Annotated in this window: 10 protein-coding genes; 8 read left to right on the forward strand and 2 right to left on the reverse strand. The window is 54.5% G+C overall.

Annotated elements, in window-relative coordinates:
- Positions 1-129 precede the first annotated feature (129 nt).
- Positions 130-1,671, forward strand: coding sequence for an L-piperidine-6-carboxylate dehydrogenase (gene amaB, locus FBR45_RS12275; RefSeq protein WP_138502701.1), 1,542 nt, complete (start codon positions 130-132; stop codon positions 1,669-1,671).
- 202 nt (positions 1,672-1,873) lie between these two features.
- Here amaB and FBR45_RS12280 read toward each other — a convergent pair whose 3' ends face one another.
- On the reverse strand, positions 1,874-2,131 hold the full coding sequence (locus FBR45_RS12280; protein WP_138502703.1) for a helix-turn-helix domain-containing protein: 258 nt from the start codon (positions 2,129-2,131) through the stop codon (positions 1,874-1,876).
- A 68-nt stretch (positions 2,132-2,199) separates the two neighbouring features.
- Between FBR45_RS12280 and FBR45_RS12285 the strand changes: the two genes are divergently transcribed.
- From FBR45_RS12285 to FBR45_RS12300, 4 genes are all read left to right on the forward strand, one after another.
- Positions 2,200-2,766, forward strand: coding sequence for a GIY-YIG nuclease family protein (locus FBR45_RS12285; RefSeq protein ID WP_138502705.1), 567 nt, complete (start codon positions 2,200-2,202; stop codon positions 2,764-2,766).
- Between the two features lie 768 nt (positions 2,767-3,534).
- On the forward strand, positions 3,535-5,703 hold the full coding sequence (locus FBR45_RS12290; protein WP_138502707.1) for a polysaccharide lyase family 8 super-sandwich domain-containing protein: 2,169 nt from the start codon (positions 3,535-3,537) through the stop codon (positions 5,701-5,703).
- Between the two features lie 25 nt (positions 5,704-5,728).
- Positions 5,729-6,667 (forward strand): polysaccharide deacetylase family protein, encoded by a 939-nt coding sequence (locus tag FBR45_RS12295; RefSeq protein ID WP_138502709.1) that lies wholly within the window; start codon positions 5,729-5,731, stop codon positions 6,665-6,667.
- Positions 6,668-6,942: 275 nt separating this feature from the next.
- Positions 6,943-8,838, forward strand: coding sequence for a YgiQ family radical SAM protein (locus FBR45_RS12300; protein WP_138502711.1), 1,896 nt, complete (start codon positions 6,943-6,945; stop codon positions 8,836-8,838).
- A gap of 139 nt (positions 8,839-8,977) precedes the next feature.
- Here FBR45_RS12300 and FBR45_RS12305 read toward each other — a convergent pair whose 3' ends face one another.
- A complete protein-coding gene (locus FBR45_RS12305; protein WP_138502713.1) occupies positions 8,978-9,550 on the reverse strand; it encodes a DUF2911 domain-containing protein in 573 nt (190 codons plus the stop codon).
- A 103-nt stretch (positions 9,551-9,653) separates the two neighbouring features.
- Between FBR45_RS12305 and FBR45_RS12310 the strand changes: the two genes are divergently transcribed.
- From FBR45_RS12310 to FBR45_RS12320, 3 genes are read left to right on the forward strand one after another with little or no spacing between them, the layout of a single operon-like run.
- Positions 9,654-11,081 (forward strand): glycosyl hydrolase, encoded by a 1,428-nt coding sequence (locus FBR45_RS12310; RefSeq protein WP_138502715.1) that lies wholly within the window; start codon positions 9,654-9,656, stop codon positions 11,079-11,081.
- Positions 11,078-12,523: an oxidoreductase gene (locus FBR45_RS12315; RefSeq protein WP_138502718.1), complete on the forward strand. Its 1,446-nt coding sequence runs from the start codon at positions 11,078-11,080 to the stop codon at positions 12,521-12,523. Before FBR45_RS12310 ends, FBR45_RS12315 begins: the two co-directional genes overlap by 4 nt.
- Complete coding sequence (locus tag FBR45_RS12320; RefSeq protein ID WP_138502720.1) at positions 12,517-13,290, forward strand: 3-ketoacyl-ACP reductase; 774 nt, start codon at positions 12,517-12,519, stop codon at positions 13,288-13,290. The genes FBR45_RS12315 and FBR45_RS12320 overlap by 7 nt, the downstream gene beginning before the upstream one ends.
- The last annotated feature ends 68 nt before the right edge of the window (positions 13,291-13,358 follow it).

Genomic DNA, 13,358 nt, shown 5'->3' on the forward strand with positions numbered 1-13,358 from the left:
GATTGTTGAGTAATGCTTATGTCGATGTTTTAACCGGAATGGATGCAAAAAGTTTGCCGGGGGCTGGCTGCGGTTTCCGCAAAGGCCAATAGCTTTGCCCCATCAATAACTCATCACAGACAACCGTTTATGCAGTCTATTCTTCCCTTACCCACTCAGCCGGTAAAACCCGGCACCAGTACTGGCCAGGCGTTCTGGCCTGGTACAGCCGAGCGGGATCATACTGGCAAAACCATCGACTCGTACTCGCCGGCCGATGGTCAGCTGATTGCCCGCGTTCACCTCTCCACCCGGGCCGACTACGACCGTGTCATCCAGACCGCCCAGGCCGCTTTTGCCGAGTGGCGGCAGGTACCGGCACCGCGCCGGGGCGATATTGTCCGGCAGATGGGCGACCAGTTCCGGCGGTACAAACGCGACCTCGGAACGCTGGTTAGTTATGAAATGGGCAAATCGCTCCAGGAAGGCCTCGGCGAAGTACAGGAAATTATCGATATCTGCGATTTTGCCGTGGGTCAGTCGCGGCAGTTGTACGGCCTGTCGATGCATTCGGAGCGCCCGGCCCACCGGATGCTGGAGCAGTGGCACCCGCTGGGCATTGTCGGAATCATTTCTGCCTTTAATTTTCCCGTGGCGGTCTGGTCCTGGAATGCCATGCTGGCCTGGGTATGTGGCGATGTCTGCGTCTGGAAACCGTCCGAAAAAACACCGTTAACCGCACTGGCCTGCCAGCAGATCATTGGTGACGTGCTGCGTAATAACGATGTACCCGAGGGAGTGTCGTGTCTGGTAACGGGTGGCCGGGATGCGGGCGAATGGCTGGCGCGCGACCCTCGGGTGGCGCTGGTCTCGGCTACGGGCAGCACCCGGATGGGTAAGGCCGTGGCTGAAACGGTAGCGGGCCGGCTGGGGAAGAGCCTGCTCGAGCTGGGTGGCAACAACGCTATTATTGTCTCCGACCATGCCGATCTGGATATGGCTATTCCGGCCATCGTGTTCGGGGCGGTTGGTACGGCCGGGCAGCGCTGTACCACAACCCGCCGACTGATTGTGCAGGAAAGTATTTACGACGACGTGAAGAACCGGCTCAAAAATGCGTATGCGCAACTACGGATCGGTAATCCGCTGGATGAGTCGTTCCATGTCGGGCCGCTGATCGACAAGCAGGCCGTGGCGGCCTACCAGGCTACGGTCAGGGAGATCCGCGAGTTGGGCGGCCGTTTCGTTGTTGAGCCGGGCGTACTGGATGGGCTGGGTTTCGAGTCGGGCTGTTACGTGCGCCCCTGTATTGCCGAAGCCGAAAACGAATGGCCAGTCGTGCAGCGCGAAACCTTTGCTCCTATTCTGTACCTGCTCAGCTATACGACCCTCGATGACGCTATTGCGCAGCAGAACGGCGTACCCCAGGGGCTGTCGTCGTCTATTTTTACCCTCAACATGCGCGAAGCCGAGCGGTTTCTGTCAATGGTAGGGTCCGATTGTGGGATTGCCAACGTGAATATCGGCACATCAGGAGCCGAGATCGGCGGAGCGTTTGGGGGCGAGAAAGAAACCGGTGGAGGCCGCGAGTCGGGTTCCGATGCGTGGAAAGCGTACATGCGTCGACAGACCAACACCATCAACTACGGCACGACCATGCCGCTGGCGCAAGGCATTACCTTCGAGCTGTAAAGCACCAGTAGCTGGTAGAGCGGGTTTGCCAACGTATCGAACCAGATTAGTCGATACGTTGGCAAACCCGTCTTTTTTTGCCTTTTATTGCCAATTTGTTTGTAAAATACTGTAGATTAAATTGGTTATTCAAGCCGAATTACTAAGGAAAAGTATGCTACATTTTTTTGAAAAAAAATAAGCTAATAAGAATTGTATAAGCCTATTTATTTTGCTGAGGTATAACTGGTTTCCCTTCTCCCGTTAATACGTAGCGCATATTCATCGTCGGAAATTTGGTAGCTATCTCGGCCAGTGATTCGCTGCTGAGGTAGGTTTTGTTGCCAATATGTCGGTAAAATTTCTCTCGGCTATAGCCTAATTCTTTCGCTAATCGGTAGACCGTCATCTCCTGCGCGGCCAGGGCTTCCTTGAGCCATTTTCCCTGAATGGTGTTCTTTTTTTCTCGTCGTCCTGCCATGAAACAAAGGTAAAAAAATATATGTATTTTTTGTTGTATATAAGTATTGTTAGTAGTATATTTAACACATGAAAATCAGCGAAAAAACAACCGAAAAAAGCATCAATTTTGGGCAGATTCTGGCGGGCGAAACGCTCCGCAAACCGCAGCCCTGCATCTATTATCTGATCGATGTCAACAACGAAGTCGTCTACGTTGGTCAGACGCTAAATCTGAGATCGCGGCTGCTGGAGCACCGGATTGCAGGCGTAAACTTTGTCCGGTTCCGGTTCTTCACCTGCGACGAACATGACCTGGATCGGCTCCATCAGGAAGCCCTGAGTCGGCTCAAGGCCGAACCGGCCCAACCACCTAAAGCCATATCGACGTCGGGCCTGTTGAGCAAGCCACTGATTTGCATGAAGCACAACATTACGCCCCTTGCTTTCGACCGGCTGCGGGAAGCTTTCGGGTTAAAACCGGCTGGTGTGTTCGGGAACGCCAAATATTACAAACCCGAAGACGTAGATGCGTGGGTCAGGCGGTTCAAAGGACTGGTCGTATCGGGGCGGCATGTGCTACAGGCCCGGCCTACCTATATGGCAGTGGGGATCAGCGCCCGAACCAAACAGATTCAGCTTTATACGAAACGATAGTGAAAACCAATACGCCACCAGCGGCCCGGCTCTGCTGCGGCTGATCGGCCCCCAACAAGACAGGGGGTGAGATTGGCCGTAGACGATGCCTGACCAGAATGAGGTAAACCGGCTCGTCAGATAACAGTTGGGCTTGTGGTTGTATCAGTCGTTTGGAAGCTGTTGAGCGGTTTCTGGGTAGGGCCTGTTGTGTTACCAATTCAGTGGCAAAAAAGTAGTGTGAAATTTGAGGCTATGGAGATAAAAATGCACCCTTTAAATGTGTTGCAGATTGCCTAGTTAATTTCTGAAGATCTATGATGAAAACGGCAGAAGATGGCGTTGATTTAGCAGGTAATTTATAGTATCAGGAATTTGACGCTGCTGTTGTCATAATTAGCCAGATAATATCTGAGTTTTTTGATTTAAAAACCAAAATAGCTGGTGAAATACTTTAGAAATTATCAACTTGTAAACTTTGGATGGTTATAGTAAAAACTTTGAGCAGTATACAAGCAAAAGTTTGCAGGCATTTATTTTGGAAAGTAATAAAAACGGGTATATAATTTTTGCGCGATCTACAGAGGAAGGGTTAGCTAGATTGAGCGTAAATTAAAGACCTGTTTGAAAAGGTATATTGCCGGTTGTTTTGTTAGTGACACGTACAGCGACTATTAGTCAGTGCGGGCGTTAAGCGATTGTGTACGTTAAGTCGCTGGTCTATCAATAGAAACCGGTACAAGTCAGCTTTATGAAGCAACCAAACCCGAATCTTCTAGCTGACTCTTTATGAAATCCAGAACTCAACGTCTGTTGCTTGTTCCTGTACTGGCTCTGTGGGCCTCGTTTTGCCTGGCCCAGAGCGACGTGAAACTAATCAGGGAGCGTATTGTTGCCGATCTGATGGCGACTCCCATTATCGACTCCCAGGTAGACGCCATCCTGGCCCGGATGAACGAAGACGGCAGCTTTCAAAACATCAACTATGCCGACCTGAGCCGAACGGCCAGCTTCCCACACGGGGGCCACACGCGCGATCTGGTCTACATGGCCAAAGCGTATAAAAACAAATCGTCGAAGTTTTACCGCAGCAAAGCACTCAAAGACCGCATCAGCCAGGGACTGGCGTACTGGGTCAAAAACGATTTCGTTGGCGATAACTGGCACGACAATCAGATTACCACCCCCACCAATCTGGGTAACCTGATGCTGGTCATGGCCGATGAGTTGCCGAAAGAACTGGTTGCCAAAGCACAGCCCATGATTGGGCGGGCCAACATGAACGCGTCGGGAGCCCGGCCCAGTGGTGACCGGATCGTTATTGCGGGCATTCTGGCCAAAAATCTGCTCGTTCAGAATAACTACCAGGAATTTGATACCATCATCAAAATCATTGAGGGTGAGCTGAAGTTTGCCACCGGCGAGCGGGGTATGCAGCATGACTACAGCTTCCATCACCGGGTCGACCGGGTCAACAACACCTCGTCGTACGGATACGGGAAATACGCCAACGCCTATGGGGAGTGGTCGTTCTACGTGGCGGGTACCAAATATGCGTTCGCCAAAGAGAAGATCAACCAGCTCGTAGATTATTACCTCGACGGGATCTACAAACAGATGGTATACGGCGTTTACGACGACATCAGCGTCAAGAACCGGAGTATCTCCGAACGGGGCGCTACGTTTACCCCCAAAGGAACCCTCGAAATCGAACGGCTACTGGTGAGTACCGACTATCGGAAAGCCGAGCTGGACGAGATTATTCGGCTCCGCAAGGGCGAAGCCAAACCTACCGCATCTTTCGCGAAATTCTTCTGGCAATCGGAACACTTCGTTTTTCAGCGCCCCCGCTTCTACACCACCGTCCGGATGTTTTCGACCCGCAACCGGAATATGGAAGAACCGTATAACGGACCGGGCAAAACGACCCACCACCGCGCCGACGGTACCAATTACCTCATGCTGAAAGGGGATGAGTACCACAACATCTGGCCCGTTTACAACTGGCAGAAAATTTCGGGGACCACCATCATGCAGAAGGCCCAGCTACCCGGCCCCGACGAGATTCAGAAAGACGGGCTGACCGATTTTGTAGGCGCCGTTACAGACGGTATGTACGGGGCCGTAGCGTTTGATTTCAAGAGCCCTCACGACGGCCTGGAGGCCAAAAAGTCGTGGTTCTTCTTTGACGAGGAGTACGTTTGCCTCGGCACCGATATCAACTCGAAACCCAACCTGCCGGTAGTGACCAGCCTGAACCAGGTCATGATGCGGAGCGATGTGCGTCTGATGCAGGACGGTAAGCTGACCACTGTACCCAAAGGCAGCCGAACCCTCGACAAGGTAAAATGGGTTCACCACGACCGGATCGGCTATATATTTCCGGAACCCGCCACGGTTGGCCTGTCTAACCAGACCGAAACGGGACGCTGGTCAGACATTACCGACCAGAAGAATATCAGTAAAGACCTGATTCGGGAGGATGTGTTTTCGCTCTGGTTCAATCATGGCAACAAACCCAGTGGTGCTTCGTATCAGTACATCGTGGTACCAGATGTGTCGGAGCAGCAGTTGAGCGAAACCAGCCGTTCCAATCGCTCCATCGAGATTCTGGCCAACACGCCTGACTTGCAGGCCGTTCGACACGGTCAGCTGGGAATCAGTCAGCTGGCATTCTACAAAGCCGGCACCATAGAGGTTGAGAAGGGCGTCAGCGTGCAGATGGACAGCCAGGGTATGGCCATGCTGACAATGAAGAACGGCCGCCTGAGTGAACTGACCCTGGCCGATCCGTCGAGAATGCTGAGCCGTATCCTGCTGTCGGTGACGGGTGTCTACAAAGCGAAAGGAGATCATTTTACAACGCTGGTCAATGAGGGGCAGAACAGTACCTTGTTCATCGTTGATCTTCCGCAGGGTGTTTATCTGGGCAAAAGTGTTCAGCTCAAGGTAGACTGACCCCCCTTGTTACTTATTTGTCTACATGCATCGGTCGTTTTTTTTCCTGCTATTGGCTGTCAGCCTGGCCAGCCCCCTCCGGGCCCAGAAAGAAATCTGTATTACCATCGACGATCTGCCCACCGTCTCCAGCGTCTATCGGACCCCGGGCGGTAAGGACTCGCTCACGCGTCGGTTGCTGACGCAGCTTCGGCAGTATAACGTGCCCGCCCTTGGATTTGTGGTTGGGCAGCAGCTGCTGACGGGCGGGCAGGTTGATCAGCGCCAGATCAACCTACTGACCCAGTGGCTGAACGCCGGTATGGAGCTGGGCAACCATACCCTGGCCCACAAAGGCTACAATGCCATTTCGGCGGTTGCCTACCAGCAGGATGTGCTGGGCGGGGAAGCTTTTGTAAAGCCCCTGGTCGAACAGGCCGGCAAACGGTTTCGGTATTTTCGGCATCCGTTTCTGCACCGGGGCAACTCGGCCGGTAAGCAGGACTCGCTTCGTCAGTTCCTGTCAGCGCGGGGCTATCAGGAAGCGCCGGTATCGATCGATAATTCAGATTACCTGTTTTCGGCTGCGTACGACAAAGCGTTGTTGCGCAACGACACCGCGCTGGCCAGCCGTATCGGTAGTGAATACGTGACCTATATGGTGGCAACGGTGCGTTACTACGAAGCGCAGGCTGACTCGCTGTTCAGCCGCCCGATCCGGCATGTGCTGCTGACCCATGCCAATACCATCAACTCGTTCTACCTGGGCAAACTTCTGGCCCAACTTCAGACGGATGGGTACCGGTTTGTGTCGCTCGATAGAGTCCTGGAGGACGAAGCCTACCGGTCAACCGATCGCTACGTGGGGAATGCGGGTATTTCGTGGATACACCGCTGGGCACTGACGCAGGGAAAGAAGGGGGCTTTCTTCGCCGGTGAGCCCGAAGTGCCTGCCTACATCAGTGCGCTGGTTGACCAGCGATGAGGCCGATGGGGTACGCGTGAGTCTGGTCTGACATATGGCTGAGGGTGTGTACCATAGCGGCAACAGGGCGGTTTTTTTTGTCAAAAACTGGCCCGACTGCGCTGCCGATATACGCAGTCTGAAGCTGGCCACCGGGGGCGGGTTTGTGGTCAGCATACGCCGGAAATAAGCAATCCTGACCGCTATACGTTGAGCAGCAGCCCCATAATTCATGAACGTTCATTGAATTATTTCGTAAATTCGATGTTTTTCAGACTAGATAAGCTCGCGTACTGATGATTGAAAGACCCCTTACAGACTGGTTGCCTCTGACGATGAAAGAAGTCGAGAAAAGAGGCTGGGACGAAGTTGATATCGTGCTGGTGTCGGGAGATGCCTACGTAGACCACCCCGCCTTCGGAACCGCTGTAATCGGCCGTATCATGGAGAGCGAAGGATTTCGGGTAGCCATCATTGCCCAGCCCAACTGGAAAGACGACCTGCGCGACTTCAAAAAGTTTGGCCGGCCCAAATACTTCTTCGGCGTAACGGCGGGTTGTATGGACTCGATGGTGAACCACTATACGGCCAACAAACGTCTGCGCTCCAACGATTCCTACACGCCCGGTGGCGAAGCGGGTTTCCGTCCCGATTACGCCACCATCGTATACACCAAAATTCTGAAAGAGCTGTATCCCGACGTGCCGGTGCTGCTGGGCGGTATCGAGGCTTCGTTGCGTCGGGTTACCCATTACGACTACTGGCAGGATCGGCTGATGCCGTCGATCCTGGTCGATGCAGGCGCCGATATGCTCGTTTACGGCATGGGCGAGCAACCCCTGCGGGAGATCCTGAAACTGGTTCGGCAGGGGGTTCCGTTTACGTCGATGCGCAACATCAACCAGGTCGCTTTCCTGCACGATGCCGACACCGAACTACGCGATTACAACAACTGGGAGTCGGTCGAGCTGGCGAGCCATGAGCTGTGCCTGGCCGATAAGATCAAGTATGCGGCTAACTTCAAAATTGTTGAAGTAGAGTCTAATAAATGGCAGGCTAACCGGATTCTTCAGCAGGTGGGTGACAAAGTGCTGGTCATCAACCCGCCTTTCAAGACCATGGATGAGGCCGAGATCGATAAATCGTTCGACCTGCCGTATACGCGCCTGCCCCACCCGAAGTACAAAAAGCGAGGCCCCATTCCGGCCTACGAAATGATCAAGTTCTCGGTCAACATGCACCGGGGGTGTTTCGGCGGATGCAGCTTCTGTACTATTTCGGCCCACCAGGGTAAGTTCGTAGCCTCGCGGAGCGAAGCCTCGGTCCTGAAAGAGGTGGACGAAATTACGAAGCACCCCGAGTTCAAGGGCTATATCTCGGATCTGGGCGGGCCGTCGGCCAACATGTATAAGATGAAGGGGAAAGACGAGTCGATCTGCGCCCGTTGCCAGAGCCCGAGCTGTATCCACCCCGTTATCTGCTCCAACCTTGATACCTCGCACAAGCCGCTTACCGAGATTTATCGTAAAGTAGACGCCAACCCAAATATCAAGAAAGCCTTTGTAGGTTCGGGAGTCCGGTACGATTTGCTGGTCGACGATTTCAACAAGAACAACGCCGACGGTAATCACGACGAATATATGGAGCAGCTGGTGACGCGCCATGTATCGGGTCGGCTGAAAGTAGCCCCTGAGCATACGTCGGACGACACGCTGCGGGTAATGCGTAAACCATCGTTCAAGTATTTCAAGCTGTTCAAACAGAAGTACGATAAGATACAGGAGAAGTATAATCTCAAACAGCCTCTGATCCCGTACTTTATTTCGTCGCACCCCGGCTGCGAAGAGCAGGACATGGCCAACCTGGCTGCCGAAACCAAAGACCTGGGCTTTCAGCTCGAACAGGTACAGGACTTTACGCCTACGCCGATGACCGTAGCCGAAGTTATCTATTACTCGGGGGTTCACCCCTATACGCTGAAGCCCGTAAAGACGGCGAAAACGCGGGAAGAAAAGCAGGCGCAGAACAAGTATTTTTTCTGGTACAAACCAGAATACAAAGACTGGATTCGTAACCGGCTCAACAAACTTAACCGGCCCGATCTGGCTGATCGGCTGCTGGGTAGTGCCAAAAAGGAAAACACCGGCAAACCGAAGTTTCCGGGGCATTACTCCGGTAAGAAAAAGCGGTAACCACTTCTCGATAACGACACCTTTTGCTGAGACACAGCCAGGTCCTACGATCAAATAGAGGAATTAGGGGCGAGGCACTGTCGGGGTCTGCGACCACTGACAGGCCGGGTCTTATTTTTACAACGGCTCAACGGTATCGTCAAAATGACATGGGTACAGCGACCACGGTGGTATCCCAGCCCATGTACATCATAGCCGATTTAGGGTCTTTCTTCGCGAACTGAATCGAGAAATTTTCCAGGGTGGTGTCGCTTTTCTGCACTGGCACCGTTACGCGGGCTACATCCAGCGCCGGGTTGTAACTGTAGGCGCCCCACTGATCAAGGTCGGAGCTGATGATGATGGTCCATTCTGTTTCGTTCGGGATGGCCAGCAGCGCGTACGTACCCGCCGGAATTTTCTTGTTCCCAATCGTTACATCCCCATAAAATTTGATTTCCGGCGCTTCGTTGGCACCGACCCGCCATACTTTTCCGAACGGGGCCAGCTTGCCGAATAGCTCACGTCCGTTTTTGGCCGGGCGACTGTACGTGACCCGGACCATCGCTTTGTCGGTGCCAATTTTAGCCGGTGCAAATTTGCGGTCATGGGCGTAATCGTCCGGATAATAGGCCATGTCCATCGGCGATTTGTCGAGACCCCGAAACGTTTGGGCCATAGCGCTAGTGAACAAAACAAAAAGCAAGCCGACGAGTAAAGCGGTTTTTTTCATAGGGGTAGGGGTTAACATGTGACGCAGAAGTAGAATCTGGACGAATGCTGGGTTTCAGCCTTGAACAGCAAGGCTAACAAAAATTTGCATTACTTCAACCAGTATGGTTCAACTTAATTGGTCGCGTACACCGGCTGACCTGTCCACAAAGCTCCGGCAGTTCTGGGACATCTCGGCCCAGAAAATTAACCTGATTGAGCAAGGCTACGACCCCAGCAAAGGATCACCCGTTTTTACCGTACAGGGACGTTACACCACCCGCGGCTGGACCGAGTGGACACAGGGTTTTCAGTACGGCTCGACCATTCTGCAGTTCGACGCAACGGATGCGCCCGGGTTCCTGGCGGCTGGTCGCCAGAAGACGCTGACGGCTATGGCCCCGCACATAAGCCATGTGGGCGTACACGATCACGGATTCAACAACGTCAGCACCTACGGTAACCTGCTTCGGCTCATGAACGAGGGCCGGATTCCGTTCAACGAATGGGAGAAAAACACGTATGAACTGGCTCTTAAAATTTCAGGAGCGGTCCAGGCCAACCGCTGGACAACGATCAAAGGCACCTCAGCCAGCACCCCGGCCGGGTTTATCCACTCCTTCAACGGGCCGCATTCTCTTTTTGTCGATACCATTCGATCGTGCCGGTCGCTGGTGGTCAGTCATTTGCTGGGGCACACCTTTCAGGGCGAAGGTGATCGGGTAATCAACCTGCTGGAGCGGGCGCTACTCCACATCCGGGCTACGGCCGACTACGCCGTTTACTACGGAGAAGGACGCGATTCGTACGACGTTTGGGGACGCACGGCCCACGAAAGTATCTTCAACGTTACCGATGGCAACTACCGCTGCCCGAACTCACAGCAGGGCTATACCGGGTTCAGCACCTGGACCCGTGGCCTGGCCTGGGCCATGTGCGGCTTTGCCGAAGAACTCGAAGCACTGTCTGCAATTCCTGACGATGAACTGGCTCCGCTGGGCGGTCGCGATGCCCTCGAAGCCATGATGAGCCGGGCCGCCCGCGCTACCTGCGACTTCTACATTAATAACACCCCTACCGACGGCGTGCCGTATTGGGATACGGGGGCCCCCAATCTGCATAAACTGGGTGATTACCTTAACCAACCCGCCAACCCCTATAACCAGTACGAACCTGTCGATAGCTCGGCAGCGGCCATTGCTGCCCAGGGCCTGCTGCGGCTGGGGAACTACCTCATCAGCAAGCCGCAACCTGCCGATGCTGAAGCGGGTCAACGCTATTGGCAGGCTGGCCTGACCGTCCTGGATACGCTGCTCGACGAGCCTTACCTCAGCACCGACCCGGCGCATCAGGGCCTATTGCTGCACTCGGTCTACCACCGGCCCAACGGCTGGGACTACATTCCCGAAGGGCGTAGCGTTCCCTGTGGGGAGTCGAGCATGTGGGGCGATTACCATCTGCGGGAGGTGGCCCTCTACCTTCAGCGGATCATAGACGGAGCACCCTACTACACCTTTTTCAGCCAGATTGTCAACCACGAACAGCTAGTATGAGCGGAAAATACAAACCGAAATACACCCGAATGGCCCAGCTCAAAACGGCCTCCGATCTGGGCGGTTACCTGCAAACGGGTGGTATCGATCTGGCCTTCGATGAGGAATTGCTGCCGCCATCGGAAAGTCCGTTTACCGAGTCCATTCTACTACGGTCGGGTAAGACCATTGGTAATCGTCTGTGTATTTTACCCATGGAAGGCTGGGACGGCACCCCCGACGGAAAACCGACGGACTTCACCCGAAGGCGCTGGCTGAAGTTTGCCGAGAGTGGAGCCAAGCTACTGTTTGGCTGCGAAGCCGTGGCGGTCTGTCATGAAGGGAAAGCCAACCCCAACCAGCTGGTCATCAATTCCGACAATCTGGATGAATTTATCCAGCTGCGTCAACTGATTCTCGATACCCATAACCAGCGGTTCGGGCGTACCGATGACCTCCTGATCGGGCTCCAACTCACCCATTCAGGCCGGTTCTGCAAGCCGAACAGTCATAAAAAATTCGAATCGAAAATACTGTATGCGCATCCCTACCTCAATCAGAAGTTCGGGATGGAACCTGACTACCCAACCCTGACCGACGAGGCTATCGACAGAATCATCAACCACTATGTCGCTGCGGCTGTACTGGCCCAGCGGGCGGGGTACGATTTTGTCGATATCAAGCACTGCCACGGCTACCTGGGTCATGAGTTCCTGAGCGCCGTAAACCGACCCGGCAGATACGGTGGCAGTTTCGAGAACCGGACCCGCTTCCTGCGCTCCATCGTTGCCGGTATTCAGCAGGCTGCGCCGGGCCTGGAAATGGCCGTCCGGCTGAGTGCGTTCGATCTGTTACCGTTCAAAAAAGGCGTGAACGAGGTGGGCGAACCCGAGAAAACGGATGCGTATCCGTTCGCGTTTGGGGGGCATTCGTCGGGTCTTGACATTGACCTGGCTGAACCGAAGGCGTTTCTGGCGCTGGCGCAGTCGCTGGGGATTCAGCTGGTTTGTATAACGGGGGGAAGCCCTTACTACAACCCGCACCTGATGCGCCCGGCCCTGTTTCCGCCCTCCGACGGTTACCTGCCGCCCGAAGATCCGCTGCGGGGCGTGAAGCGGCAGATCGACGTGACAGCCGAATTGAAACAGGCGTTTCCGGAGCTGGTCATTATCGGGTCTGGCTATTCGTATCTGCAGGAGTGGCTACCCAACGTAGCGCAGCACGTACTACGAACCGGCATGGCCGACAGCGTTGGCTTCGGACGGATGGTGTTGTCATACCCGACCATGCCCGCCGATCTGGTAGCAGGCAGGCCGCTGGTCCGCAACCAGATTTGCCGGACGTTTTCCGACTGTACGACGGCGCCCCGCAACGGGCTCGTGTCGGGCTGTTACCCGCTGGATACGCTGTATAAAAAATTGCCCGAAGCCGGAACGCTGAAAGCTATCAAGGAAGCATGGTAAAACGGGTTGCATTCGTCACCGGAAGTAGCCGGGGCATTGGGCTGGGCATTGCCGAACACCTGGCCAGAAAGGGCTTCGATCTGGCCATCAACGGCATACGCGACGAGTCGTCGGTAGGGGCGGTGCTCGATCAGTTGCGGCAGTTCGGTACGGAGGTGATCTACTGCCAGGGTAGCATTGCCGATGCCGACGCCCGGGCTGGTATGATAGACCGAATCAGGACGCACTTCGGGCAGCTGAACCTGCTGGTCAACAATGCCGGTATAGCCCCCAGCATTCGGGCCGACGTGCTGGAGGCTACCGAAGCGAGCTTCGACCAGGTGCTGAACATCAACCTGAAAGGTGCTTATTTTCTGACGCAGACCGTAGCGAACTGGCTGATCGCCCAAAAAAACGCGATGGCCGATTTTCAGGCCAGCATCATTACCGTGTCGTCCGTGTCGGCCACCGTGGCGTCGGTTAACCGGGGCGATTACTGCATCTCAAAAGCGGGCCTGAGTATGGCTACGCAGCTGTTTGCGGTGCGGCTGGGTGAGTTTGGTATTCCGGTCTACGAGGTGAGGCCGGGGGTTATAAAAACCGACATGACCGCCGGTGTGGCGGAGCGCTACGATACACTGATTGCCAGCGGACTAACCGTACAACCCCGCTGGGGACTGCCCGACGATGTGGGGCGGGCCGTAGCGGCCATTGCTGACGGTGGGTTTCCGTACTCAACCGGCCAGGTGTTTATGGTTGACGGCGGGCTGACGCTGGCCCGACTGTAGGCTGATGGACGAGGATAGACAAATAACCTTTTGACTGCTCAATACCAACCTGTTTTCCTAAACCCCCT

The sequence above is a fragment of the Spirosoma lacussanchae genome (assembly GCF_005870035.1).
GTDB lineage: Bacteria > Bacteroidota > Bacteroidia > Cytophagales > Spirosomataceae > Spirosoma > Spirosoma lacussanchae.